The following is a 26,988-nucleotide window of genomic DNA, read 5'->3' as shown; positions in this document are numbered from 1 at the left end:
CCTGCCGTGATCGAGTCGGCGTGTACGTTCACTCCGCACGCGATCAGAACAGGCCAACGGACGGGGTACGGGGGGAGGTCCACACCGCAGTGACGGGCCCAACCAGCTCCCACCGGAACGCCCAGTACGGGCTTCTCGCCTCGATAGCCGACGAGGTCGGCGTCTCGCCGGCGACCGTGTCCAAGGTCGTCCACAGGCGGCGTGACGTGTCCCAGACGACACGCGCTCGAATCGAGGCGCTGCTGGCCGAACGTGGGTTTGTCCGTACGTGGGAGGCCGATGCTCGTCGGCGACGCCAGATCCTCGCGGTGTTCCGGGACCTGGCGGGACCGTACACCCTCGAAGTGGTCCGCGGCATCGTGGAGTCGGCGGCCGAGATCGGTGTCCACACGACCGTCGGCACGACGAGTCGGCGCTCCATCGCACAGTGGTTGGAGGAGTGTCAGAAGCTGGACGCCCTCGGGGTCGTCATCGTCATCTCCACTCTCGTCGAGCGGGACGAGCGGCGGATCCTGGAGCAGCGGATTCCGGTGGTGCTCGTCGATCCCCTGAACGCGCCGTCCGGGGACATCCCCAGTGTCGGGGTGGCGAACTGGCACGGTGCGACGACCGCTGTCCAGCACCTGATCGACCTTGGCCACCGCCGCATCGGCATGCTGGCCGGCCGGTCGCACTCGCTGACCGGGTCCGCGCGCCTGCACGGCTACCGGGCCGCCCTGACGGAGGCCGGGATCCCTTACGACGCCACGCTCGTGCGCTCGACGGACTTCGACTACGGCGAGGCACTGCGCGCCGCCCGCAGTGTCCTGGAGCGGGGCGAGAGACCGACCGCTCTCTTCGCCGCGAGTGACGTCCAGGCACTCGGCGCAATGGAAGCCGCCCGGCAACTGGGCATCGCCGTACCGCGCCGGCTGTCGGTGATGTCGTTCGACGACACCCTCGTGGCCGGCATGGCCTCGCCGCCGCTGAGTGCGGTGAGGCAGCCGTTCAGGGAACTGGGGCAGGAGGCCACGCGTGTTCTGCTGAACCTCGCCGACGGCAGGCCTCCCGCGACGACGCGCAGGGAACTCGCGACCGAACTGGTCGTGCGCATGTCCACGGCGCCGCCCGAAACCGGGAAATAGGGACGAACCTGAGCCGGTTTCGCAAGCCCTCGGACTGCGAAAGTCTTTCGGAAGTGATTTCGCTCCGATATTGCCGCGGCCGAATTGCGCCGCTTAACGTGACCGACGCCAGCTCAACCGCAGGAGCAACGGAACCGCAACACTTGCGCAACAGCGCCTGACGGTCATGGCCATCGACCCAGATCCCTCAGTGCGGGCAGGCCCGGGACGGCCTGCCGGGTGCAGTGCACCCGCGAAGGGGATCCTGCCGACTCGAAAGGTGTTCAACGATGAACAGTGTGTCCCGGAGATGGTTCCTCACCGCTACGACGGCGACCACGCTGAGCGTCACCGTGGCCGGCTGCGGCTCGTCCGGCAGCTCCACGTCCTCGCCCACGGGCAACGTCGACTTCTGGACGCTGCAGGACCCGACCAACTCGGTCCAGAAGGCGGCGGTGGACACCTTCAACTCCGCCGGCAAGGGCAAGGTCAGCATGACCGTGATCGCCACCGACGGGTACAAGGACAAGCTGCGGACCGCGATGGGCTCGGCCAAGATGCCCGGGGTGTTCTTCAGCTGGGGCGGCGGCAGCCTGAACGACTACGTCACGGCCGGGAAGCTGGTCACGCTGGACACGGCCCTGGAGTCGCACTTCCTGCCGTCGGCCCTGGCCGCGGGCAAGGTCGGCGGCAAGCTGGTCGGCATCCCCTGCCGGGGCACCCAGCCGGTGTTCCTCTTCTACAACAAGAAGCTCTTCGCCGACGCCGGCGTTCAGCCGCCGACGACCTACGCCGAGCTGCAGAACCTGGTCAAGGTCTTCAAGGGCAAGGGGATCACGCCCTTCGCGCTCGCCGGCAACGCCAGCTCCTCGTGGACCGAGCTGATGTGGGTCGAGTACCTCGTCGACCGCCTCGCGGGGCCGAAGCTGTTCGACAAGATCCAGGGTGGCGACTGGTCGCAGTGGAAGGACCCCGCCATCCTCAAGACCGCGCAGATGATCAAGGAGCTGGTGGACAGCGGCGCGTTCGGCAAGAAGTTCGGATCGGTCAACTACGGCGCCGGCGGCACCTCCACGCTGCTCAACAAGGGCAAGGCGGCCATGGTGCTGATGGGCTCGTGGGAGTACGCGACCCAGCTTGCCGAGGCCCCCGACTTCGCGAAGAACGGCCTGGGATACGTGGCCTTCCCTTCTGTGGAGGGGGGCAAGGGCGATGCCGGCAACGTGGTCGGAAACCCCACGAACTACCTTTCGGTGACCACTTCCGCCGCCAAGCAGACCGCGACGGACTTCCTGCAGACCACCTACAGCGACAGCTACGTGCAGGGGCTGGTCGAGAAGGGTGAGGTGCCGGTCACCTCCAACGCCGCGCAGTACCTCACCAAGGCGGCCGACCCGGCGTACGCCAAGTTCCAGTACGACCTGGTGCAGAAGGCGCCCTCCTTCACCCAGTCCTGGGACCAGGCGCTCGGTCTCACCCTCGGCACGCCGCTGCTGACGGAGATCCAGAAGCTGTTCAACGGGCAGAGTTCGCCGGAGCAGTTCGTCAGCGCGGTTCTGGCGATCAAGAAGTAGGAAGGCGCGTCCACGTGGTCTCCGCAACGACTTCGCGTCCCGTGCCTCAGCAACGGGTTCGTGACCGGGCCGCTCCGCCCACCCTGGAGCGGCCCGGCGTGGCCTGGGCGGTTCCCGGGCTGCTGTTCTTCCTCGTCTTCGCCGTCGCGCCGATGGTGGGCGTGCTGTACCTCTCCTTCACGCACTGGGACGGCCTGAACCCACCGCAGTTCACCGGCATGGAGAACTGGTCGCGGTTCTTCGGCGACAGCCAGGTCTGGCAGTCCACCTCGGTCACGGGGGTCCTGCTGATCGGGAACATCGTGGTGCAGGCGCCGGTCAGCATCCTGTTGGGCGTCTGGGCGGCCGGTCCCCAGCGCAACCGGGCGGTCCTGTCGGCGCTGTTCTTCCTGCCGCTGCTGCTGTCCACAGCGGCAACGGCCGTCATGTGGCGCCAGCTGCTGGACCCGAACTTCGGTCTGCCGTCCAAGTTCGAATGGCTCTTCGGTTCCGATCCGATGGGTACCCAGCAGGGTGCGATCGCCTGCCTGGTCCTCGTGACCACCTGGCAGTTCGTCCCCTTCCACAGCCTGCTCTACCAGGGCGCCGCCCGGGCCATCCCGCACACGCTCTACCAGGCGGCGGCGATCGACGGCGCGGGGCGGGTCCGGCAGTTCGTCCACATCACCCTGCCGCAGCTGCGCAACACGATGATCACCTCGACCATCTTCATGGTCGTCGGCGGTCTCACGGCCTTCGACATCGTGCTGCTGCTGACCAACGGCGGACCCGGCACGGACACCTCGATCCTGCCGTTCTCCATGTACCAGACGGCCTTCCGGACCTACGACTACGGCTATGCGAGCGCCATCGCCAGCTTCCTGCTGCTGCTCGCCACCGCCGCCTCGGTCCTCCTCACGAAGCTCAGTGGGTACGACAAAATGACGAGCACGATGGAGGGGCTGTGAGGACGCGCCCGAACTACCTCGCCGGCGCTGCCACCCTGGTCTGGCTGTTGATCATCGGCGTCCCGCTGTACGCGCTGGTGAACACGGCGGTACAGCCGCAGACGACGTACACCGACAAGGGTCCGGTCTCGATCCCCGACACCGTGACCCTGGACAACTTCCGCACGGTTCTGGACAGCGGCTTCCTGCAGTACATCTGGAACACCGTCGTCGTCGCGGTGGCCACGGTCGCCATCGTGCTGGCGCTCGCGGTCCCGATCAGCTACGCCGTGGTGCGCGGGCGGGGCTGGCTGACCAAGGGCGTGTTCCGCCTGTTCCTGCTGGGCCTGGCGATCCCCTCGCAGGCGGTGATCATCCCGCTCTTCCTGATCATCAACAATCTCGGCTTCTACGACACGCTGTGGGGCATCATCCTGCCCACCGCCGCGTTCGCGCTGCCGGTGAGCGTGCTGGTCCTCAGCGGCGGGATGCGGGACATCTCCAACGAGCTGTACGAGGCGATGGCCCTGGACGGCGCGAGTCCGGCACGGACCCTGCTGACGCTGGTCGTCCCGATGTCGAAGTCGGCCATCGCGACCACGTGCGTCTTCACGGCCCTCCAGGCGTGGAACGGCTTCCTGTTCCCGCTGATCATGACCCAGTCGAACGACAACAAGGTGGTGACGCTGGGCCTGTACAACTTCGTCTCCGAGTACGGGTCGAACGTGCCGGCCCTGCTGGCCGCGGTGCTGATGTCCGCGGTCCCCATCCTCGTCGTCTACCTCTTCGCCCGCCGCGCCCTCGTCGCGGGTCTGATGGGAGCCGGCGGCAAGTAACGGTGCCGCGTCCCGCCGGATTCGCCGAAGCGGGACGCCACCCTGTTCGGGGCCCGGACGCCGAAAGGCGCCGACTCCCCCCGTGCGACGCAGTCCGGCGTGTCTGCCTCCCCATGACCGTCGGACCGGCGCCCGGGCCCACTCCCTTCCCGGTCGGCGGTGCCTCCTCGCCCCCTTGGACCATTCGCGCGCTCTCGCGCCCCCCCCCGCAACAGAATGGATAAGACCTTGACGATCAGCGACGAGCGCCCGACGACCGGGCTGTGGAACGATCCCGCCCTGCCGGCGTCCGTTCGCGCGCGGGCCCTCATCGACACCATGACCAGGGCCGAGAAGGTCGCACAACTGGGCAGCACCTGGCCCGGCCACGACGAGTCCGGCGACGTGGCCCCGATGCAGGACACCTTCCGCGGCGCCGAGAGCTTCGACGAAGCGATCGTCGACGGTCTCGGTCATCTGACCCGGGTGTTCGGTACGGCGCCGGTCGACCCGGAGGCGGGCCGCAAGCGCCTCGCGGAGTTCCAGGAACGGGTGATGGCGGCCAACCGCTTCGGGATCCCGGCCATCGCCCACGAGGAGTGCCTCACCGGGTTCACCGCCTGGCAGGCCACGGTCTACCCCACACCGCTCGCCTGGGCGGCCACCTTCAACCCCGCCCTCGTCCACTGTATGGCCGCGGCCATCGGCTCGGACATGGCTGCCGTCGGCATCCACCAGGGACTGTCACCCGTCGTGGACGTCGTACGCGACTACCGCTGGGGCCGAGTGGAGGAGACCCTCGGCGAGGACCCCTACCTCGTGTCCGAACTCGGCCTGTCCTACGTGCAGGGGCTGCAGTCGGCCGGCGTCGTCGCCACGCTGAAGCACTTCGCCGGCTACTCCGCATCGAGGGCCGCCCGCAACCACGCCCCCGCCGCCGTCGGTCCCCGCGAACTCGCCGACCTGATCCTCGTGCCGTTCGAGAAGGCCGTGGTGAAGGGCCGGGTCGGCTCGGTCATGAACGCCTACAACGACATAGACGGCGTGCCCTGTGGCGCCAGCGAGGAACTCCTGACCCGGCTGCTGCGCGAGAGTTGGGGGTTCGAGGGCACGGTGGTGTCCGACTACTGGGCGATCGCGTTCCTCGCCTCCCTGCACCACGTGGCGGCCGACATCCCGGGCGCAGCACGTGCCGCGCTCCGGGCCGGGATCGACGTCGAACTGCCCCACACCACCGCATACGGGGAGCCGCTCCTGGACGACGGCATATCGGCGGAACTCGTCGACCGCGCCGTACTGCGGGTCCTGACCCAGAAGGCCGAACTCGGCCTGCTCGATCCCGACTGGAATCCCGGTCAGTACACCGGTCCGGCGGACTTCGACTCGGCCCGAAACCGCTCCGTCGCCGGCGAGTTGGCCGAGGAGTCCGTAGTCCTGCTCGACAACTCCTCGGACCTCCTGCCGCTCGCCGGCGCGCGCTCCGTCGCCGTCATCGGTCCCACGGCCGACGACGTCCGGTGCCTGTTCGGCTGCTACTCGTTCCCCAACCACGTACTGCCCCATCACCCCGACACCCCCCTGGGCGTCGAGGCGCCCACGGTGCTCGACGCCTTCCGGCGCGAGTTCCCCGACGCCGAGGTCCGCCACGAGACCGGTTGCCAGGTCATCGGGGACGACCGCAGCGGCATCGCCGCCGCGGTGGCTGCCGCCGCCGCGGCCGACGTGACGGTCCTCGTCGTCGGTGACCGCTCCGGGATGTTCGGACACGGTTCCTCCGGCGAGGGCTGCGACGTCAGCGTGCTGACACTCCCCGGAGTCCAGGACGAACTGGTGGAGGCCGTCCTCGACGCCGCGAACCAAGCCGTCCTCGTCGTCCTCTCGGGCCGTCCGTACGCCATCGGCCGGCACGCCCGGCGGGCCGGCGCCACCGTCCAGGCGTTCTTCCCCGGCGAGGAAGGGGCGGCGGCGATCACCGGTGTCCTCTCGGGCCGGATCAACCCCTCCGGGCGCCTTCCGGTCCAGATCCCGGGCTACGAGGCAGGCCAGCCGGGCACCTACCTGGCACCTCCGCTCGCCCTCAAGAGCGATGGCGTGAGCAATATCGACCCCACACCCGCGTTCCCGTTCGGGCACGGCCTGTCGTATACGACCTTCGAGATCGAGAGCGCGTCCGTCGACGAAGCCGTAGCATCCGTCGACGCGACGATCACGTTGCGGGCCAGAGTCTCCAACACCGGTGAGCGCGCGGGCACTTGCGTCCCCCAGCTCTACCTCACCGACCCGGTCGCCTCGGTCACCCGCCCGGTCCGCCAGCTCATCGCGTTCACCCGCGTCGACCTCGCCGCCGGTGAGACCCGTGTCGTCGAGTTCGAGGTCCACACGGACATGGCCGCCTTCACCGGGAGAGACCTTCGCCGACGCGTCGAACCCGGCGACCTCACGCTCACCGTCGCCCGGTCGGCGGGCGACCGCGGTATTCCCGTCCAGGTGACCCTGCAAGGAGACGAGCGCATTGTCGACAGCACCCGCACCATGACCACCCCGGTCAGGGTGCTCCCGGCCTGACCTCAGGTACTTCGCCGGCCAGGAGGCTCCCCGTGTCAGGTGCGGGGAGCCTCCTTTGCATGTCATCTTCAGCGGCTCGCAACGGGCTGCGGGGATGCATGTGAGGCGATCTGGCGTGAGCTGCGAAGGGGCGCGTCACTGGTATTGCGGCTGACCGCACACTGGCGTCTGGCGCGGGACCACGAGACCAGCCCCGCTCACTCGGAGACCATGATCCGCTGGGTGATGATCGGCATCATGCTCAGGCGACTCACCCGCAATGGACCAGCTGTCCGCCCAGGCTGTCCGCTGCCGGTGCATCCCTCATTCCTCCTCATCACCAACGAGCGTCGTCCGCGGCGCGAGCAGGTCCGCCCGACTCAGCCCGTTGGCGAACCGGGATCGAGCAGGGCCCGGTCTGGAGGGTTCCCATGGACGGCCGGGACTGCACCGACCCCTGTCAGCGAGTACTCGGCCGCCAGGGAGGCCCGGTCGATCCATGCCGACGTCAAGGGCACTTCAGGACACGATCAAGTGCGGACCGGCCTACGGGCCCCCAGTTCGACTTGCCGCCAGGCAGGCCACGATCCCCGGCTTGGCCCATCGCCATCAGGAACAGGCTCCTCATCGCGGCCAGTCCGCGCGCCCGTCGTACCGCCGCCTCGTCCGCCTGCGCGTAGCTGTTGAAAAACCGTGCGGCGCCGCCCGCGGGGAGTAGCAGCCAGGCGGCCGCGAGGTCCCACGCCGGGTCGCCGGCGACCAGCGCGCCGAAGTCGACGACACCCGTCAGTGTCCCGTCCGCGACGACGACGTTCGCGGGATGCAGGTCGCCGTGCACCCACACCGGTGGGCCCTCCCACCCCGGGGCCGCCACCGCTTCACCCCAGACTTCACGGATCTCGTCGGCGAGGTCGGCAGGGGCAACGTCCTGGAAGAAGTGCTCGAAGCCGTCCGTGCAGTCCTTGGGGTGAGCGCCGAAGTCCGAAGAGGTCGGTGCGTCGGCGGGTGCCTCCACGTGGAGCGCCCTGAGGAAGCCCGCCAGTGTCTCGGCCGCGTGGTCGCCGCGAGTGATCGAGCCGTGGTCCAGCGGTGTGCCCTCGACCCATGTCATGACGGTCCAGATCTTGGGAAAGCGCTCGGACGGCACACCGTCCCGTAGGGGGACAGGAATCGGCAGTGGCAGGCGCGAAGCGAGAGTCGGCAGCCAGCGGCGCTCCTTGAGCTGCGGATCGGGGCCCGTGTCCATCCGCTGCATCCGGACGGCCAACTCGTTCCCGAGGCGCCACATCTGGTTGCCCCAGCCGCCCGCCACTTCGCGGATGGGCAGCTCGGCCAGGTCCGGATGCTGTTCCCGAAGCAGGTCGCGGACCAGATCCTCGCTGATCTCCATCTCGGATTCGATCACGCCGAGTTACAGTACTTGAGGCAGGCGGAGGCCACCTTGTTCTTTGCCGGATCCAGCTCCCCGGCTGGATCCGGCAAGCTCTCGATCGTGCTCGTCCGGGACAACTTGAATGTCCATCTGGCCTACGGGGTAAGGCAGTTCATCGCCGGACAGGGCTGGCTGACCGTCTACCCATTGCCGTCCGGCGCACCGGGCCTCAACCCGGTCGAGGGCATCTGGTCCCCAGGGTTGTTTCAAAGTCCTTTGATCGTGGCGTAGTTGCTGGTCAGGGGGGGGGCACGCCCAGGAGGCCGAGTGGTCGGGTGAAGGGCTGGTAGGACATCTCCCTGAGGCCGGCAGCGATGTTGGTGTGGCCGTGCTCGCGGAGCCTGTTGATCGCGAGATTGCGCAGGGTGGCCATGTTCTCCGGGCCGTGGCCGGTACGGACTTGGGAGCGGTCCTCGTCGAAGGTGACATCACGGACGAAGTGCAGCCGGTTCTCGATCACCCACTGCGCCCTGATGAGCCGCGCGATCCTTTCCGGTGACGCGTCCCGGCTGGGCAGATCAGTGATCACGTAGACCGTCTCGCGGGTTCGCTTCCCGGTCTTGAGGCTGGTGCGGTGCCGGGTGATCTTCGCGACCTGCGCTGCATGCGGGAAGTCCAGATCCTCGACGGTCAGCACCTGAACCACCCGTGTCTCCTTGCGGCCGTGGCCCTCGATGCGGTCGTAGAACGTCGCCGTGGCCCGCTCCCAGGACAGCGTGCGCAGGCGCTCGTACAACGAGGGCCGGTTCTTCTTCACAGTGAATGCGTAGTGCGCCTTCTTCGTCTCGGCCAGGAAGACGGCGTGGCCGCGCCGGGTGTGCAGGGCATCGGCCGTGACCACGATCCCGGTCAGGTCGAACGGTTCCAACAGCGCGGCGAAGCAGGTGATTTCATTTGTCTTGTCCGGGACCCGCAGCTGGGTGAGGGTGCGGCCGTCACCGGTCATCGCGGCGAGCAGGTGCGCGGCCGGCACATCGTCGTGACGCGAGCCGCGGGCGCTCTTGCCGTCTGCGGCCACCGACTCCGCCTCTTCCGGGCTCTCGCCCGTCAGGTCGGCCAGCCCGCCCGGACAGACAGAGACGATGATCCGGCGGATCGTCGCCGCAGAGGGCGCGACGTGCACGTTCAGCGCGGTCAGCAGGCGGGCACCGAGCCGTGCCAGAGCCGGCTGCGGAGCATTGCGGGCCCACTGCCCGATCGCCGCATACGAACGCGCTCCCGCCACCACGGCCGAGGCGGCGATCAGCAGCACCGCCACGAACGGGTGACGTACGCCCCGGCGATGGCGCGGGTCCGGCAGCCTGACCAGCCGCTCCGCCAGCGACAACCCCGAACACCCCGCCAGCGCAGGCGACTTGACGAGGCAGACGGTGGCGGACTGACGACACATCGAGGCTCCGGTTCTGAACGGTGACTGGCAAGGTCATCCGTCCACAACAGGAGCCTCGATCCGTTCGTATCGGCCTTCGCGAACATCGTCACCACGCCGTGACCAGCAACTTCACCTGACCAACCGGACTTTGAAACAGCCCTGCCGCAGGAAGGCGCGAGCGCCTTCCAGGGGTGGCTTTAAATGCAGAACCCGCTGCACGGTCCCAGCCACAGCGGGCCGCAGCCGTGATTGGTCCAGTTGCAATAGAACGGTGAGGCGTAGCACACGGTGTCGCAGCTTCCGCTCCCCGCGCACTGGGAATTGCAGTCGAGGACCTGGACGCTCTGATCGCTCCGAGGCGCCACACCTTGTGTGTCGGCACCTTGGGTGTCGGCTGGGCCCAGCGTCATGAGAATCGCCCGCGCCTCGGTCTCGCCGAACGCCGCCACAACCGCCGTCTCCAGCCCTTCGGCGGCGGTTTCTTGCCGGCGCCCCGCGATGATCTGGGGTGCCGACCGCGTCGCGTCGTCCAGCACGGCGGACTGCTCGGCCGACAGACCGGGGTGCGTCTTGCGGTAGTCCGCGAAGTGCGCCACCCACAGATCACTGCGAGCGGAAGCGGGCAGCGCGCCGTAAATGGCGCGCCGATAGTCCGCGGGGTAGGAGGCGAACTCGGAGTAGCCGGAGGGCAGTCGGTCGGAGTTTGCCTTCACCCACCGCGACGCCTTACTGCCCTTGGCGCGGGTCACCGCCTGCGCCGGCGAGGCCGCCAGGCCGCCGGTGACCAGAAACGTTCCCAGGGCCAGCCCCGGGACGGCCTTGAGGATTCCTCGACGGCTCGGAGGCCGCAGCACATCGAGGTCGCGGAGCGCACGCACCACCCGCAGCGAGTCCGAGGGCCCCAGCAGCCGCGCCAGGCGGAGGGACAGCGCGGTTCCGGTCCAGGCCCGCACGTGGTCGCCGTCGACCGCCAACAGGGTCGGGGCCCACTCGGCCCCCTCCCCCAGGGCGCGCACGCGAAGGTCGCGAATACGGGGTTCCGTGAGGCCCGCGGTGGTCAACGTGCCGTCGGCGGACACGCGAACCCGATCCACCACTTCCTCGCAGAATCGACAGTCGGCGTCGAATGCCAATATCCACTCGGTCACAAGATTCTCCCCACGATTTCGATTCCACCTGAAGAGAAACCATTTGCCGAGACGTCCGGAAACGTCAATCACTTCGAGGGGGATCGAAATGCTTTACATTCGCAGGCCCCGCCGCCTCCTGGATGCGGACACGGAAGTAGGACCCGATGGGCTTCTTCGCCTGGAATGTGCCTTCGGTCTCAGCGGATCCGCAGGTGGTACGACGCTCCGCCCCCGCTGCCCCTCCTCTTCCCGGCGCGCGAGGTGCTCCGACGGCGCGTGACGCACTTTGCCGTAAGCCTCCCTGCGTCGTACGCCCATCAGCTCTACGGCCGACCGACCCTCGGGCCCGCCACCTTCCCCCGGCAACTGCCCACCACAGGCACCCTGTTGCACTGCGTACCCGCACATGTGCTCCGGCACCACCCGCCCACGCGCATCCTGTGTGCCGTGTCACGGCTCGGGTCGGCTCGGGCACGCCCCCGTACAAAGTCGGACGATCGCTCGCCATACTGGACGAGCCAGGGGAGGGCGGGACGAACACCGACGGGGGCGAACGCGGGAGATGGGGGACAGCAGACTGATCCAGGGTCGCTACCGCCTGCTCGATCTGATCGGGCGCGGTGGCATGGGCGAGGTGTGGCGTGCGCGGGACGAGTCGCTGGGGCGGCAGGTCGCCGTGAAGTGCCTCAAGCCGCTGAACCCGCACCACGACCAGTCGTTCACCCGGGTCCTGCGTGAGCGGTTCCGGCGGGAGGCCCGGGTGGCCGCCGCGTTGCAGCACCGCGGGGTGACCGTCGTCCATGACTTCGGTGAGGCGGACGGAGTCCTCTATCTGGTGATGGAACTGCTCGACGGCCGGAACCTCTGTCAGCTCCTGGAGGACAACGAGCAGCGGCCGTTGCCCGTCGGTGACGTCGTCGACATCGCGGAACAGGTCGCCTCCGCCCTCGCCTACACCCACCAACAGGGCATCGTGCACCGGGACTTGAAGCCCGCGAACATCATGCGGCTGACCGACGGCACGGTGAAGATCTGCGACTTCGGCATCGCCCGTCTCGGCGCCGACATCGGTTTCACCTCCCGGCTGACCGGCACCGGCATCGCGATGGGCACCCCGCACTACATGTCGCCGGAACAGATCAGCGGCACCGAGGTCGACCAGCGCAGCGACCTCTACTCCTTCGGCTGCGTGCTCTACGAACTCACCACCGGGGCACCGCCGTTCGACCTCGGCGACGCCTGGGCGATCCTCATCGGCCACCGCGACACCGCGCCCCGTCCGCCGCGCGCCGAGCGTGCCGAAGTGCCCGAGTACCTGGAGAAGGTCATCCTCGACCTGCTCGCCAAGCTCCCGGAGCAACGTCCGCATGACGCCCGCGAGTTGGGCCGCCGGATCACCATGGGCCGTACGACACCCTTGTACGTACCGACCGTTGTGACCCCGCAGCCCCAACTGCGCCCGTCCGAAGCCGTGTCCGAGCCCGTGTCCGTGTCCGAGCCGGTCTCCCACGAAGCCCGCCTGCCGTCCTGGACACGCGGGATGACCACCGGGCACAAGGCGACCGGCGCCGGACTGCGCACCACCCCGCCGGACGCCGGAGCCGGACTCACCGGTGAGTGGATCGCCCGCCCGACCACCGGCCATGCCGAGGAACCCGCACCGGAGTCGCCGTCCGCGCCGTCCCTGGAGACCCTCAACTCCCTTGCCGGACGCCACAACGCGGGCCTGAGCCTGGGGCGGCTCGGCCGCTGGGCGGAGGCCGGAGAGGTGCACCGCGCGGTCGCCGCCGAACGGCAGCACCTGCTGGGCCCGGACCACCCCGACACCCTCGCCAGCCGCTACGAACTCGGCTTCACCCTCAGCCGTACCGGCCGCGCCGCCGACGCCCTGCACGAGTACACCCACGTCGCCCGCGCCAGGGAACGGGCGTTGGGCGCCGACCACGCCGACACGCTCGCCGCCCGGCAGGAAATGGCGTACGTCCTGGGCCAGTTGGGCCGTCACTTCGACGCACACCAGGTGTACACGTCCGTACTCGCCGCCCGGGAACGCACGATGGGCCCCGACCACCCGGACACCCTGCGCTGCCGCCACAACCTCGCCTTCAACCTCAGCCGGCTCGGCCGCCTGGAGGACTCGTACCGCATGGCCTGCGAGGTCGCCGCCGCCCGCGCCCGCGTGCTGGGTCCTGGCCACCCCGACACGCTGGTCACCCGTTACGAAGTCGCCTACGCGCTCGGCCAGTTGGGGCGTTGGCCCGAGGCCCTGCAGACTTACGGCGAGGTGGCCGAGGCCCGCGCGCAAGCACTCGGCCCCGACCACGCCGACACGCTCGCCGCGCGCTACGAGATCGGCATCAGCCTCGGGCGGCTCGGCCGCAGCGCCGACGCCCTCAAGCTCTACCGCGACCTGATCGACGACCGCACCCGCGTCCACGGCCCCGCCCACCCCGAGACCCTCCGCGCCCGCCACGGCCTCGGCGTCAACCTCGGTCGCCTCGGCCGCTGGGAGGAGGCCCTCGCCGAGTCCCGCGACGTGTGCGCCATCCGCGAGCGCGTCCTCGGCGCCGACCACACCGACACCCTGGTCAGCCGCCGCGAGGTCGCCGTGGGGCTCGGCTGGCTGGGCCGCTGGGCCGACGCCCTCACCGAATACCGCCGGGTGGCCGCCGCCCGCGAGCGCGTCCTCGGCCCGGACCACCCCGACACCCTCGCCAGCCGCAACGACGAGGCCCACTGCCTGGAACAGCTCGGCCGCAACGCCGAGGCGGTCGAGCTGTACCGCCGGGTGGCGGCACTCAGGCAGGGGCGGGCGGCCGGCCGACACTGAGAGCCACGCCGCCAACTCCGGCCGTGGACACGGACAACCCAGGCTGCCGACCGGAACGGCCGCGTCTGCCTGCGGTCCTGTCCGCGTTCGCGCGCAGGGGCCCGGTACCGCCCGCCTCCCCCCTCCGGCCGTGTTCGCGGACGACCGCGACCCCGTCCGCCCCCAGATGGGACGGCCGCGCCTGCCTCATGCCCGGTTCGCGTCCGCTCGTCAGCGCCCACTACCGCCGGCCCCTCCGGCGGTGGGCGCGGGCACCCGCAAGCCCAAGCCCGCCCACACCTGCCCCCGACCCTGTACACATCCGCCCGCGGCCACCGAGCACGACCCGCCGCCCACCCCTGGCCGACCTAGATCACCTCGTGTTACGAAGAACCATGCCTGCACACGAGGGACCCGGACACCGGACGTACGACGCCGTCATCGTCGGCGGTGGTCACAACGGCCTGGTCGCCGCCGCCTACCTGGCCCGGGCCGGGCGCTCCGTGCTCGTCCTGGAACGCCTCGACGGCACCGGCGGCGCCGCCGTGTCGACGCGCCCGTTCGCCGGGGTCGACGCACGGCTGTCCCGGTACTCGTACCTGGTCAGCCTGCTGCCCAAGAAGATCGTGCGGGACCTCGGCCTCGACTTCCGCATCCGCGGCCGCACCATCTCGTCGTACACCCCCGTCGAACGCGACGGACGCCCCACCGGCCTCCTCGTCGGCGGCGGCGAGCGCCGCACCCGCGACGCCTTCGCCCGGCTGACCGGCGGCGACCGCGAGTACGCGGCCTGGCAGCGGCTCTACGGCATGACCGGCCGCCTCGCCCAGCGGGTCTTCCCCACGCTCACCGAACCACTGCCCACTCGCGACGAACTGCGCCGCCGCGTCGACGACGAGGACGCCTGGCGGATGCTCTTCGAGGAGCCGATCGGTGTCGCGGTCGAGGAGAACTTCACCGACGACCTGGTCCGGGGCGTCGTCCTCACCGACGCCCTCATCGGCACCTTCGCCGACGCCCACGACCCCACGCTCGCCCAGAACCGCTGCTTCCTCTACCACGTCATCGGCGGCGGAACCGGCGCCTGGGACGTGCCCGTCGGAGGCATGGGCGCCCTCACCGACGCCCTGGCCACCGCCGCACGCACCGCCGGCGCCGTCCTCGCCACCGGGCACGAGGCCGTACGGATCGACACGGACGGACGCGCCGCCGAGATCACCTACCGCACGGCCGAGGGGGAGGGGACCGTAGCCGCCCGGCACGTCCTCGTCGGCGCCTCGCCGCAGCAACTGGCCGCCCTCACCGGCGACGAGCCGCCCGCCCCCGCCGAGGGCGCCCAGCTCAAGGTCAACATGCTGCTCAAGCGGCTGCCCAGGCTCCGCGACACCTCGGTCGATCCGCGCGAGGCCTTCGCCGGCACCTTCCACATCGCCGAGGGCTACGACCAACTGGCCGCCGCACATGCCCAGGCCGCGTCGGGTTCGCTGCCCGCCGCGCCGCCCTCGGAGATCTACTGCCACTCACTCACCGACCCGAGCATCCTCGGGCGGGACCTCGTCGAGGACGGCTACCAGACCCTCACCCTCTTCGGCCTGCACACCCCGGCGCGGCTGTTCGGACGGGACAACGACGCCGTACGTGATGAGTTGTTGAAGGCGACGCTGGCCCAGTTGGACCACCACCTCGCCGAACCCCTCGCGGACTGTCTGGCCACCGACGCGGACGGCCGCCCCTGCATCGAGGCGAAGACCCCGCTCGACCTCGAACGCGACCTCAGACTCCCCGGCGGCAACATCTTCCACCGCGAACTGACCTGGCCCTACGCCCAGGACGACACCGGCCGCTGGGGCGTAGAAACCCGGCATGCGAACGTCCTGCTGTGCGGGGCTGGCGCCGTGCGGGGCGGCGGCGTGAGCGGCGTTCCGGGGCACAACGCGGCGATGGCAGTGCTGGAGGCGGGGGAGGCGGGGGAGTGACGTCCTCCGTCCGGGAGTTCTACGACGCGCTTGCCGCCGACTACCACCTGGTCTTCCCGGACTGGGACGCCAGCATGGCCCGCCAGGCGGCGGCGCTGGACGGCGTCGTCCGGGATCGGTTGGGTGCGGGGCCACACCAGGTGCTGGACTGTTCATGTGGGATCGGCACACAGGCGATCGGGCTGGCCAGGGTCGGACATCGGGTGACCGGGAGCGATCTGAGCCCGGCCGCTGTCGCGCGGGCCGCTGTCGAGGCCGAGGCCCGGGGCGTCCGCTTTCCGGTGACCGTGGCGGACATGCGGGCGCTGCCGTTCCGGGCGGGCGCCTTCGACATCGTCGTCTGCGCCGACAACTCGCTGCCGCATCTGCTCACCGCCGACGACGTGCGCACGGCCCTGGTCGGCATGCGCCGGGTCCTGCGCGACGACGGGCTCCTTGTGCTGAGCATCCGTGACTACGACGAGATCCGCGCCGCCCGTCCCCCGTCCGCGCCCCCGCAGGTGTCGACGACCGCCCGAGGCCGGGTGGTCACCTTCCAGTTGTGGCACTGGCACGAGGACGGCGCGCGCTACGACCTGGAGCACTTCCAGCTCGTGCCGGGGGAGGGCGGTGGCTGGGAGGTGCGGGTACGGCGTACCGCGTACTGGGCTTTGACTCGCGGTGAGTTGAGCGCCGCCGTGGCCGACGCGGGCTTCGCGGAGGTCAGTTGGCACGACCCGGGGGACAGCGGCTTCTACCAGCCGGTGCTCACGGCTCGGCGGGTTCGGTAGGCCCGCGGCTCCAGGAAAATCTGACGGAGCATCAGAAAAGGCCTTCCGTCGTCCGGAGGACTGCGGCATTCTGCGCCCATGCAGACGGAGTTGAGCAAGAAACTGGGAATCGAGCACGCCATCTTCGGCTTCACGCCGTTCCCCGCCGTCGCCGCGGCCATCAGCCGGGCCGGCGGTTTCGGAGTGCTCGGCGCGGTCCGCTACACCGCCCCCGACGACCTCAAGCACGACCTCGACTGGCTGGAGGCGCACGTCGACGGGATGCCGTACGGCCTCGACGTCGTCATGCCCGCGAAGAAGGTCGAGGGCGTCACCGAGGCCGAGGTCGAGGCGATGATCCCGGAAGGGCACCGGCAGTTCGTCACCGAGACCCTGGCCAAGTACGGCGTCCCCGAACTCGCCGAGGGCGAGGTGTCCGGCTGGCGCATCACCGGGTGGATGGAACAGGTCGCCCGCAACCAGCTCGACGTCGCCTTCGACTACCCGATCAAGCTGCTCGCCAACGCCCTCGGCTCGCCGCCCGCCGACGTCGTCGCCCGCGCCCATGACCACAACGTGCTCGTCGCCGCGCTCGCGGGCAGCGCACGGCACGCCCGCAAGCACGCGGAGGGGGGCATCGACATCGTCGTGGCCCAGGGCTACGAGGCGGGCGGCCACACCGGCGAGATCGCCTCCATGGTGCTCACGCCCGAGGTTGTCGAGGCCGTCGCCCCGCTGCCGGTGCTCGCCGCGGGCGGCATCGGCAGCGGGCAGCAGGTGGCCGCCGCGCTCAGTCTCGGCGCCCAAGGTGTGTGGCTGGGCTCCGTATGGCTGACCACCACAGAGGCCGATATGCATTCACCCGCCCTGACCCGGAAACTGCTCGCCGCCGGGTCCGGCGACACCGTCCGCTCCCGCGCCCTGACCGGGAAACCGGCCCGCCAACTGCGCACCGAGTGGACCGACGCCTGGGACGACACGGACGGCCCGGGCACCCTCCCCATGCCCCTCCAGGGACTGCTGGTCGCCGAGGCCGTCTCACGCATCCAGAAGTACGAGATCGACCCGCTGCTCGGCACCCCCGTCGGCCAGATCGTCGGCCGCATGAACAGCGAACGCAGTGTCCAGGCCGTCTTCGACGACCTCACCCGCGGCTTCGAGCACGCCGTCGACCGCATCAACCGCATCGCCGGAAGGAGCGGCCAGTGAGCACCCAGGGTGAGACCACACAGGCTGTGAGCACACCCCCCGCCGGCTTCTGGGCCCAGGCGGCCCAGGACCCCGACCGGGAGGTCCTCGTCGCGCCCGACGGCGAGGTGTGGACGGCCGGACGACTGCACGCCGCCGCCAACCAACTCGTGCACGGTCTGCGCGCCGCCGGGCTCGAACGCGGCGACGCCTTCGCGGTCGTGCTGCCCAACGGTGTCGAGTTCTTCACGGCCCATCTGGCCGCCACCCAGGCCGGGTTCTACCTCGTCCCCGTCAACCACCACTTCGTCGCACCGGAGATCGCGTGGATCGTCGCCGACTCCGGCGCCAAGGTGCTCATCGCGCACGAACGGTTCGCCGAGCCCGCCCGCCAGGCCGCCGACGAGGCCGGCCTGCCCGCCACCCACCGGTACGCGGTCGGCACGGTCGAGGGCTTCCGGCCGTACGCCGAACTCCTCGACGGACAACCGGAGTCGGCGCCCACGGACCGCACACTCGGCTGGGTCATGAACTACACCTCCGGCACCACCGGCCGCCCCCGCGGCATCCGCCGACCGCTCCCGGGCAGGCCGCCCGAGTCCGCGTACCTCGGCGGGTTCCTCGGCATCTTCGGCATCAAACCGTTCGACGACAACGTCCACCTGGTCTGCTCACCGCTCTACCACACGGCCGTCCTCCAGTTCGCGGGCGCCAGCCTGCACATAGGGCACCGCCTGGTCCTGATGGACAAGTGGACCCCGGAGGAGATGCTCCGCCTCATCGACCGTGAGAAATGCACTCACACCCACATGGTCCCCACCCAGTTCCACCGCCTCCTCGCCCTCCCCGAGGACGTACGGGCGCGCTACGACGTCTCCTCCATGCGGCACGCCATCCACGGCGCAGCGCCCTGCCCCGACCATGTGAAGCGGGCGATGATCGACTGGTGGGGCCACAGCGTGGAGGAGTACTACGCGGCCAGCGAGGGGGGCGGTGCCTTCGCGACCGCCGAGGACTGGCTGAAGAAGCCCGGCACGGTCGGCAAGGCCTGGCCCATCAGTGAACTCGCGGTTTTCGACGACGACGGCAACCGGCTCCCGCCCGGTGAACTCGGCACCGTGTACATGAAGATGAGCACCGGCGGCTTCGCCTACCACAAGGACGAGGCCAAGACGAAGAAGAACCGCATCGGCGACTTCTTCACCGTCGGCGACCTGGGCATTCTCGACGAGGACGGCTATCTCTTCCTCCGCGACCGCAAGATCGACATGATCATCTCCGGCGGCGTGAACATCTACCCGGCCGAGATCGAGTCCGCGCTCCTCGCCCACCCCGCCGTCGCCGACGCCGCCGCCTTCGGCATCCCGCACGACGAGTGGGGCGAGGAGGTCAAGGCCGTCGTCGAACCGTCCCCCGGCCACGAGCCGGGACCGGCCCTCGCCGCCGCCCTCCTCGACCACTGCGCCGAGCAACTCGCCGGCTACAAACGGCCCAAGAGCATCGACTTCATCACCGAGATGCCCCGCGACCCCAACGGCAAGCTGTACAAGCGGCGGCTGCGGGACCCGTACTGGGAGGGGCGTACGCGGCCTGTGTGAGTGCCGTAGGCACTTGGAGCGGTCAGGGTGTGGTCCGGACCCATGTGGTTCCGACTCATGTGGTTCCGAGCCATGTGGTCTCGGCCCATGTGGGGCGGGCCCGCCCACCCCGACCAGCCCGCTTGACCTGCCCGGGTGGCGGCCCGAGGATCATGTGTCATGACGCCCGGACACGGCAGCACGGTTGACGGGGTACTGCGACGCAGTGCCCGGCGCACTCCCGCACGCGTGGCGGTGGACTACGGCGAGCGCTCCTGGACGTACGAGGAACTCGACGACGCCGTCTCCCGCGCGGCGACCGTGCTGCTCGACCAGGGCCTCGCGCCGGGCGACCGGGTCGGCTCCTACGGCCACAACTCCGACGCCTACCTGATCGGCTTCCTCGCCTGCGCCCGCGCGGGCCTCGTGCACGTGCCGGTCAACCAGAACCTCACCGGCGACGACCTCGCGTACATCGTCGGCCAGTCCGGCAGCACGCTGGTGCTCACCGACCCGGACCTCGCCGGTCGACTCCCCGACGGCGTACGGACGTTGCCGCTGCGGGACGCGGACGGCTCGCTGCTCGACCGGCTGGCGTCGGCGTCGTCGTACGACGGGCCCGAGCCGCGTACCGACGACCTGGTGCAGCTGCTCTACACCTCGGGTACGACCGCGCTGCCCAAGGGCGCGATGATGACCCACCGGGCCCTGGTGCACGAGTACTTGAGCGCGATCACCGCCCTGGACCTGAGCGCGGGGGACCGGCCGGTGCACTCGCTGCCGCTGTACCACTCGGCGCAGCTGCACGTGTTCCTGCTGCCCTACCTGGCGGTCGGGGCGACCAACATCATCCTCGACGCGCCCGACGGCGACCGGCTCTTCGACCTCATCGAAGCCGGGCGCGTGGACAGCCTGTTCGCCCCGCCCACCGTGTGGATCGGCCTGGCGAACCGCCCCGACTTCGCGACCCGAGACCTGAGCGGCCTGCGCAAGGCGTACTACGGCGCGTCGATCATGCCGGTGCCCGTCCTGGAGCGGTTGCGCGAGCGGCTCCCCAAGCTGGCCTTCTACAACTGCTTCGGGCAGAGCGAGATCGGCCCGCTGGCCACCGTCCTGGGTCCCGACGAGCACAAGGGGCGACTGGACTCCTGCGGCCGTCCCGTCCTGTTCGTGGACGCACGCGTGGTCGACGAGGACGGCAAGGACGTTCCCGACGGCACCTCGGGTGAAATCGTCTACCGCTCACCGCAGTTGTGCGAGGGCTACTGGGACAAGCCCGAGGAGACCGCCGCCGCCTTCCGTGACGGCTGGTTCCACTCCGGCGATCTCGCGGTACGGGACGTTCATGGCTTCTTCACCGTCGTCGACCGGGTGAAGGATGTCATCAACTCCGGTGGCGTACTGGTCGCTTCACGCCAGGTCGAGGACGTGCTCTACACCCACGAGGGCGTCGCCGAGGTCGCCGTGATCGGCCTCCCCGACGACCGCTGGATCGAGGCCGTCACCGCGGTCGTCGTGCCGCGCGGAGAGGTCACCGAGGCCCAACTCATCGACCACGCCCGGGAGAAGCTCCCCCACTTCAAGGCACCGAAGCGGGTCGTGTTCGTGGACGAGCTGCCGCGCAACGCCAGCGGGAAGATCCTCAAGCGGGAGTTGCGGGAGCGGCTCGCCGACTGAGTGCTGTCGGGTTGTCAAGCGGGAGTTGAGGCCGTACGCGACTCCGCGTTCGCGATCGTGTCCCGCAACACCTCACGCGCCGACGCGAGTTCGGCGGCCCGGCGGTCGAGGTCGCTCAACTGGGCGCGCAGGGCGTCGAGTACACCCGGGCAGGGCTGCACGGCCCCGTCCGTGGTGCAGGGCAGTACGTGCCGGATGACCCGGGTGGGCAGCCCGGCGGCAAGGAGTGCGCGGATGCGGAGTACGGCGGCGGTGTCCGAATCGGCGTACTCCCTATAGCCGTTGGGCAGTCGCGCGGGTCGTAGCAGCTCCGCCCGTTCGTAGTAGCGCAGCAGTCGCTCGCTGGTTCCCGTCCGCTCGGCCAGCTCTCCGATCAACACGGGCGCGCACCCCTCTCCGACTTGACCTTCCAACGGTGTCAGGGATCAACACTGGCTCCCGCCGCCGGCATTCCGCCGGGCGGCCGGCCCGCCCAGGGAGACGCGCATGATTCTCGACGCCCACAGCCATGTCCACGACCCGCTGGACGCCCACCTGTCGGCGCTCGACGACGCGGGTGTGCACCGTACGGTCCTGTTCCCCACCCGCGCGCACCCGGAACGGGCCACCGGCCTGGACTCCCTCCACGAGGAAATGGGCGCCCTGGGAAGGGCGTTGGCGGGCGGTTCCGGTGACGGCGGATTCGCCCTGGCGCTACGGGAGTTGGACGAGGCCCTCGCCGCACACCCCGACCGCTTCCTCGGCTTCGGCTCCGTCCCCCTCGGCCGCCCCGACGCCGAGACCGCGGCCCGGGTGGAGCGCGACGTGACCGGCCTCGGGCTGTACGGCATCGGGGAACTCACCCCGCCCCCGAACCGGGCAGCCCTGGTCGAGCCGGTGCTCCGTGCGGCCGACGACCATGCCGGACTCCCGGTTGTCGTCCACGGCTCCGCGCCCACCACCGCCGAGGACCTGCGCACACTCGCCCAACTGGCCGCCCGCCACCCGAAGGTGCCGGTGGTCATCAGCCAGCTGGCCGGATCCCACTGGATGTTGGCCATCGAACTGGCCCGCGCCACCCCCAACCTCCACCTCGACCTCTCCACCGCGAACATCGTCTTCGCCGTCCGCCTCGCCGTCCACGAACTCCCCACCCGCACGTTCTTCGGCTCGGACGCTCCCTACGGAGACCCGGTCGTCGCGCGCACGACGGTGGAACGGGTCACGTCTCCGGGCGAGGTGCGTGACCGGGTGCTGGGCGGGAACCTGGCGGAACTGCTGGGGCTGGGGCAACTCTCCGTATCGGGCGGGGCGTTCGGCTGACGGAGTCGGCTCAGGGCGTCCGCAGATCCACGATCCGCCGGATCTTGCCCACACTCCGCTCCAGCGACTCGGGCTCCACGATCTCGACCGTGACGGAGACACCGATGCCGTCCTTCACCGCTGCGGCGATGGCGCGGGCCGCCGCGTCCCGGGTCTCGGGGCCGGCGCCGGGGCGGGCCTCGGCCCGCACGGTGAGGGCGTCGAGGCGGCCCTCGCGGGTGAGTCGGAGCTGGAAGTGGGGTGCGACGCCCGGGGTGCGCAGGACGATCTCCTCGATCTGGGTGGGGAAGAGATTCACCCCGCGCAGGATCACCATGTCGTCACTGCGGCCGGTGACCTTCTCCATGCGCCGGAAGGCAGGCCGGGCGGTGCCGGGGAGCAGGCGGGTCAGGTGCCGGGTGCGGTATCGGATCACCGGCATGGCCTCCTTGGTGAGCGAGGTGAACACCAACTCGCCCTTCTGGCCCTCGGGCAGGACTTCACCGGTGATCGGATCGACGACCTCCGGGAAGAAGTGGTCCTCCCAGATGTGCAGCCCGTCCTTCGTCTCCACACACTCCTGCGCGACACCCGGACCGATCACCTCGGACAGCCCGTAGATGTCGACCGCGTCGATCGCGAACCGCTCCTCGATCTCCCGCCGCATCTGCTCGGTCCAGGGCTCCGCCCCGAAGATACCGACCCGCAGAGAGGTCCCGCGTGGATCGACCCCTTGCCGCTCGAACTCGTCGAGGAGCGTGAGCATGTAGGACGGGGTCACCATGATGATCTCGGGCTTGAAGTCCTGGATGATCTGCACCTGGCGGGCCGTCATACCGCCGGACGCGGGGATGACCGTACAACCCAGTCGTTCGGCACCGTAGTGAGCGCCCAGGCCACCGGTGAACAGCCCATAGCCGTACGCCACATGGACCTTGTCGCCGGGCCGTCCGCCCGCGGCGCGGATGGAACGGGCCACGACGTCCGCCCACATGGAAATATCGTTCTCTGTGTAGCCGACCACTGTGGGGCGTCCGGTGGTACCGCTCGACGCGTGGATACGGCGGATGCGGTCCTCGGGGACGGCGAACATTCCGTACGGGTAGTTGTCGCGCAGGTCCAGCTTGGTGGTGAACGGGAAGAGGGCGAGGTCGGAGAGCGCGCGGCAGTCGTCCGGGTGGATTCCGGCCGAGTCGAAGGACCGGCGGTAGAAGGGCACGTTCGCGTAGGCGTGCCGGAGGGAGGCCCGTAGCCGCTCCAACTGCAGTGTCCTGAGCGCGTGTTGGTCGAGCCGTTCCCCCGAGTCGAGCAACTCCGCAGCGTCCGCCACCGGTGCACACTTCCATCAATCATGCCATTTCGGGCGACCGATCATTCGGTCGACATGTGTGGGATCAGTAATCCAGCCCACCGCCCACCGAGGCAAGAGGTCTGCCCCCACTTTCTCGACGCGTCGCCCGGCAGAATGCCCGCGTGGATCTACGTCCGGAACGCCTGCCACCGTCCGTGCCGCTGGCGCGAGTTGAGGAACTCAGCCGCGAGATCGACCGGATCGAGACCCTCGTCGAAGTCGTCCGCAGGATCCTGGCCGGGGATACGGACGCCGAGTATTACCTCCGGCTCTTCACAACGAACGTGACGCATCCGGCGGCCTCGGACCTGATCTTCCATCCGCCGTCCGATCTCGGGGAGCCCTCCGCCGAGCAGATCGTCGACGCGGCGCTGGCCCATCGCCCCATCGGCCCATCGCTCCAACGTCCTCTGAGGAAACGAGGACCTGAGGAACTGCCTTGCGGCGAGGTCCGGTTGACGGTGAGGATCGGCCGCATGCCGAACTTCACCGCCACCGACGGCACCGAACTCGCCTACCACGTCAGGGGTGAGGGCGAGCCGCTGGTCGTCCTGCCCGGAGGGCCCATGCGCGCCTCCACGTACCTCGGCGACCTGGGTGGACTGGCCGCACATCGGCGGCTGATCCTGCTCGATCTGCGGGGCACCGGCGACTCCGCGGTGCCGGCCGACCGGACGTCGTACCGCTGCGACCGGCTCGTCGACGACGTCGAAGTGTTGCGCGCCCACATGGGGTTGGACCACATGGACCTGCTCGCCCACTCGGCGGGCGGCAGCCTCGCGATGCTCTACGCGGCCCGGTATCCCGAGCGAGTCGCAAGGCTGCTCCTCATCACGGCCACCCCGTGGGCACTGGACATGCCGGCCACACCCGAGGACAGGCTCGCCGCCGCGAGGCTACGGAAGGGCGAGCCGTGGTTCGAGGCCGCGTACCCGGCGTTCGAGGCATGGCTCGCGGGGACGGGGGACTTCGACCCGGTCTTCGAGCCCTTCTTCTACGGCAGTTGGGATGCCGCAGCCGAGAAGCACTCCTCGCTCGCCGACGAACAGTGCAGCGAGGAGGCCGCCGACGCCTATTTCTCCGAGGGCGCCTTTGACCCGCCCGCCACCCGGGCCGCCCTCGCGGACCTGTCCGCACCCGTCCTGGTCCTCGCGGGTGAGCTGGACGGCGGCCCCCGGCCCGACCTCGCCCGCCGCGCCGCCGAGGCCTTCCGCGACGCCGAGTCGGCGGTCCAGCCGGGTGCCGGGCACTACCCGTGGCTCGACGACCCGGAGTGGTTCGTGCGCCGCGTCACCGCGTTCCTCGACGGGAGGCGGATCACCATGCCCACGTTGGTGATTGCGGGTGGTCCCACCAGTGGGGTTCCTCAGGACCGGGTGGCCGTGCTCGCCGAACCGGCCGGAGGAGTTCCTCGCCGTCGTGGAGGCGTTCCTGGTGGGGGAACAGGTCACTTCGCGTAGGCCGTCATGAAGCGGTCCCGGAACTTGTCCATGCCCAGCACCGGTGCGCTGTCGGCCGGCTTGAGGCCGTCCGTCCAGCCCCAGCTGGAGATCTTGTCCAGCACCTTCGGGTCGTGGGCGACGATGGTGATCGGCACGTCCCGGTCGGTGGTGCCACCGGTGACCGTCGGGACGGGCTGGTGGTCGCCGAGGAAGACGAGGACGGTGTTCTTGTTGCCGTAGCGCTGGACCCACTGGGTCAGGCTGTCCACGGAGTACTGGATGGCCTTGCGGTACTCGGTCCGCACGCGCTTCGCGCTCTTCCAGACCTCCGTCGGGTTCGTGCCCTCCTTCTTGATCTGGTTGAAGATCGTGCCGTCGCCGAGCTGGTTCCAGGGGATCGTGTGGGCGATCGGCGACCAGGGGTTGTGGCTGGACGCCAGGATGATCTCCGCCATGATCGGGTCGCGGTTCTTCTTGCCGTACTCCAGCTTCTCGAACGACTCCAGGCTGAACTGGTCCGGCACCGGCGTCCAGCTGAAGTACGGGCCGTTGTAGCCGAGATGGGTGGAGTCGTAGATGTTGTCGAGGCCGAAGTACTTGCCCTCGGGCCAGGCCTTGCGGACGCCGGGGACGATGCCGACCGTGCGCCAGGCGCCGGTCTTCTGGAAGTAGCTGGTGAGGGTCGCGCGGGTGCTGGTCGTGACGGTCCGGTACCGCTGCTGGTTCTTGATCCACAGGCCGGACAAGAACGTCGAGTGGGCGAGCCAGCTGCCGGCGCCGGTCACGGGCGACCTGAGCCACGCGCTGCGCGAGGAGAAACCGGCCGCCTTCAGCCGGGCGTCGCCCGCCGTGAGCGTCTTGTCCATCTCCGGTGCCATCGTCGGGTCGTCGAGGGCGACCCGGCCGTAGCTCTCGATGAAGGTGAACAGCACGTCCTTGCCGCGCAGCCCGGTGAGCAGCTGGTTGGGCGGGGTCTTCGCGAAGGCGTCGACGGTGAGCTGCTTCTTGAAGACGTCGGCGTCGCCCAGGCCTTCGCGCACGTACTTCACCCGGTTGCTGAGGAACTGGCTGTAGCCCTTGGTGGCGAGGGTGACTCCGCCGACCTGCACGCTCAGGGTGAAGCACATGATCCACGCGACACCGAGGACAAGCGTGGTGCGTACGGCCGTGGGGCGGTGCCTGGCCATCACGTCCGCCAGCCGCACCATCGCGAGCGCGCTGCCCGCGAGCACGGCGATCAGCAGCACGATCACACCGACGATCGAGAGCACCTCGCCCGAGCGACCGAACGAGTCCTTCATCCAGTCTGCCGCGTCGCTCAGCAGCACCCAGTCGAAGACCAGGTCGAACGGCCGCGCCAGGGTCTCGTAGAACCCCATGTCGAGGCACTTCAGCACGGTGGACAACCCGACGAACGCACCCAGCACGACGGCGGTGACCCGCCGGGCCCGCGACGGCAGCGCGAGCAGCACGACCGCGAGGACGATCAGCTCCACGGGCAGCCGGAGAAACGACTGAAACGTCATCCGATCGAGCCGGTCGGGCACGACCAGCGCAACGAGCAGCAGCACACCGGCCAGCACGCTTGTGCCCACACCTACGGCACGTGAGGTGCGTGGGTAGCGGTGACGCCAGCCGAACCAGCCTGCGCGGAGGGGGAGTTGGGGGGATTGCTCGGCGGGGTCGGTGGTGTCGGCGGACCGCGCGGGTTCAGCGGGCTCGTCGGACCCTGCGGGTGCGGCGGATTCGGCAAGCCCGGCGGACTTGGTCGACTCGGGAGCGTCGGAGGATTCATCCTCGTCGGCAGAGCCAGCCGCGTCGGTCGCAGCGGTCGAATCAGCCGTGTTGGCCGATTCCGGCGGCTTGTTCGCGTCGGCGGATTCTCGTGCCTCGGTCGCGTCCACTGGGCCGTGGCCCTCGGCCGCGTCCGCTGAGGCGCGTGGCTCGGGTGGGTCCTGTGGTTCGGGCGGTGCGGCGGCCTCCGGCGCCGCTGTCGGGTCGGTCTCCCCAGAGGCCTTCTGATCCGGCAGTGGGTGAGAGCG

18 protein-coding genes and 2 pseudogenes are annotated in these 26,988 nt (G+C 69.8%); 14 read left to right on the top strand and 6 right to left on the bottom strand.

Annotated elements, in window-relative coordinates; translation table 11 throughout:
* Window positions 1-89 precede the first annotated feature (89 nt).
* The 5 genes from OG407_RS05205 to OG407_RS05185 all read left to right on the top strand — a co-directional run bounded on the left by OG407_RS05205 (window position 90) and on the right by OG407_RS05185 (window position 6,983).
* Entirely contained in the window at window positions 90-1,124 is a 1,035-nt protein-coding gene (locus OG407_RS05205) for a LacI family DNA-binding transcriptional regulator (RefSeq protein ID WP_405855429.1), read from the top strand.
* Window positions 1,125-1,393: 269 nt separating this feature from the next.
* Entirely contained in the window at window positions 1,394-2,677 is a 1,284-nt protein-coding gene (locus OG407_RS05200) for an extracellular solute-binding protein (protein ID WP_405855427.1), read from the top strand.
* 41 nt (window positions 2,678-2,718) lie between these two features.
* Entirely contained in the window at window positions 2,719-3,624 is a 906-nt protein-coding gene (locus OG407_RS05195; RefSeq protein ID WP_405855425.1) for a carbohydrate ABC transporter permease, read from the top strand.
* Window positions 3,621-4,439 (top strand): carbohydrate ABC transporter permease, encoded by an 819-nt coding sequence (locus tag OG407_RS05190; protein ID WP_405855423.1) that lies wholly within the window; start codon window positions 3,621-3,623, stop codon window positions 4,437-4,439. The genes OG407_RS05195 and OG407_RS05190 overlap by 4 nt, the downstream gene beginning before the upstream one ends.
* A gap of 216 nt (window positions 4,440-4,655) precedes the next feature.
* On the top strand, window positions 4,656-6,983 hold the full coding sequence (locus OG407_RS05185; protein ID WP_405855421.1) for a beta-glucosidase: 2,328 nt from the start codon (window positions 4,656-4,658) through the stop codon (window positions 6,981-6,983).
* Between the two features lie 487 nt (window positions 6,984-7,470).
* Here the strand turns inward: OG407_RS05185 and OG407_RS05180 are convergent, their stop codons facing one another.
* Window positions 7,471-8,352 (bottom strand): aminoglycoside phosphotransferase family protein, encoded by an 882-nt coding sequence (locus OG407_RS05180; protein WP_405855419.1) that lies wholly within the window; start codon window positions 8,350-8,352, stop codon window positions 7,471-7,473.
* Here OG407_RS05180 and OG407_RS05175 point away from each other — a divergent pair.
* Window positions 8,305-8,589 (top strand): annotated as a pseudogene (locus OG407_RS05175) (transposase); the annotation flags it as partial. The gene OG407_RS05180 and the pseudogene OG407_RS05175 sit on opposite strands and share 48 nt — an antisense overlap.
* A gap of 43 nt (window positions 8,590-8,632) precedes the next feature.
* On the opposite strand, the gene OG407_RS05170 reads toward OG407_RS05175, so the two are convergent.
* Window positions 8,633-9,784 (bottom strand): ISAs1 family transposase, encoded by a 1,152-nt coding sequence (locus OG407_RS05170; RefSeq protein ID WP_405855417.1) that lies wholly within the window; start codon window positions 9,782-9,784, stop codon window positions 8,633-8,635.
* Window positions 9,785-9,963: 179 nt separating this feature from the next.
* Window positions 9,964-10,914, bottom strand: coding sequence for a bacteriocin fulvocin C-related protein (locus OG407_RS05165; RefSeq protein ID WP_405855415.1), 951 nt, complete (start codon window positions 10,912-10,914; stop codon window positions 9,964-9,966).
* A gap of 544 nt (window positions 10,915-11,458) precedes the next feature.
* Between OG407_RS05165 and OG407_RS05160 the strand changes: the two genes are divergently transcribed.
* The 6 genes from OG407_RS05160 (at window position 11,459) to OG407_RS05135 (ending at window position 20,872) form a co-directional block, all read left to right on the top strand.
* Window positions 11,459-13,726, top strand: a complete 2,268-nt coding sequence (locus OG407_RS05160) for a tetratricopeptide repeat protein (protein WP_405855413.1) — start codon at window positions 11,459-11,461, stop codon at window positions 13,724-13,726.
* Window positions 13,727-14,100: 374 nt separating this feature from the next.
* Window positions 14,101-15,681 carry a phytoene desaturase family protein gene (locus OG407_RS05155; RefSeq protein WP_405855411.1) on the top strand — a complete coding sequence of 527 codons (1,581 nt, stop codon included), beginning with the start codon at window positions 14,101-14,103 and terminating at the stop codon, window positions 15,679-15,681.
* On the top strand, window positions 15,678-16,451 hold the full coding sequence (locus OG407_RS05150; protein WP_405855409.1) for a class I SAM-dependent methyltransferase: 774 nt from the start codon (window positions 15,678-15,680) through the stop codon (window positions 16,449-16,451). Before OG407_RS05155 ends, OG407_RS05150 begins: the two co-directional genes overlap by 4 nt.
* Before the next feature lie 78 nt (window positions 16,452-16,529).
* Window positions 16,530-17,639: a nitronate monooxygenase gene (locus OG407_RS05145; RefSeq protein WP_405855407.1), complete on the top strand. Its 1,110-nt coding sequence runs from the start codon at window positions 16,530-16,532 to the stop codon at window positions 17,637-17,639.
* A 26-nt stretch (window positions 17,640-17,665) separates the two neighbouring features.
* The gene (locus tag OG407_RS05140; protein ID WP_405868289.1) at window positions 17,666-19,216 is read left to right on the top strand and encodes an acyl-CoA synthetase; all 1,551 of its coding nucleotides are present in this window, start codon (window positions 17,666-17,668) and stop codon (window positions 19,214-19,216) included.
* A 159-nt stretch (window positions 19,217-19,375) separates the two neighbouring features.
* Window positions 19,376-20,872 carry an acyl-CoA synthetase gene (locus OG407_RS05135; protein ID WP_405855405.1) on the top strand — a complete coding sequence of 499 codons (1,497 nt, stop codon included), beginning with the start codon at window positions 19,376-19,378 and terminating at the stop codon, window positions 20,870-20,872.
* A 14-nt stretch (window positions 20,873-20,886) separates the two neighbouring features.
* On the opposite strand, the gene OG407_RS05130 is transcribed toward OG407_RS05135, so the two are convergent.
* Complete coding sequence (locus tag OG407_RS05130; RefSeq protein ID WP_405855403.1) at window positions 20,887-21,252, bottom strand: MerR family transcriptional regulator; 366 nt, start codon at window positions 21,250-21,252, stop codon at window positions 20,887-20,889.
* 106 nt (window positions 21,253-21,358) lie between these two features.
* On the opposite strand from OG407_RS05130, the gene OG407_RS05125 reads away from it, so the two are divergent.
* Window positions 21,359-22,174: an amidohydrolase family protein gene (locus OG407_RS05125; RefSeq protein WP_405855401.1), complete on the top strand. Its 816-nt coding sequence runs from the start codon at window positions 21,359-21,361 to the stop codon at window positions 22,172-22,174.
* Between the two features lie 10 nt (window positions 22,175-22,184).
* Here OG407_RS05125 and paaK read toward each other — a convergent pair whose 3' ends face one another.
* A complete protein-coding gene (paaK, locus tag OG407_RS05120; protein ID WP_405855399.1) occupies window positions 22,185-23,483 on the bottom strand; it encodes a phenylacetate--CoA ligase PaaK in 1,299 nt (432 codons plus the stop codon).
* 497 nt (window positions 23,484-23,980) lie between these two features.
* Here paaK and OG407_RS05115 point away from each other — a divergent pair.
* A pseudogene (locus tag OG407_RS05115) lies at window positions 23,981-24,820 on the top strand (alpha/beta fold hydrolase); the annotation flags it as partial.
* A 131-nt stretch (window positions 24,821-24,951) separates the two neighbouring features.
* On the opposite strand, the gene OG407_RS05110 reads toward OG407_RS05115, so the two are convergent.
* Window positions 24,952-26,850 (bottom strand): sulfatase, encoded by a 1,899-nt coding sequence (locus tag OG407_RS05110; RefSeq protein WP_405855397.1) that lies wholly within the window; start codon window positions 26,848-26,850, stop codon window positions 24,952-24,954.
* Window positions 26,851-26,988 lie beyond the last annotated feature (138 nt).

Source organism: Streptomyces sp. NBC_01515, assembly GCF_045040345.1.
Classification (GTDB): domain Bacteria; phylum Actinomycetota; class Actinomycetes; order Streptomycetales; family Streptomycetaceae; genus Streptomyces.
Note: the sequence above shows the minus strand (reverse complement) of the source record. Positions and strands in the feature narration are given on the sequence as shown.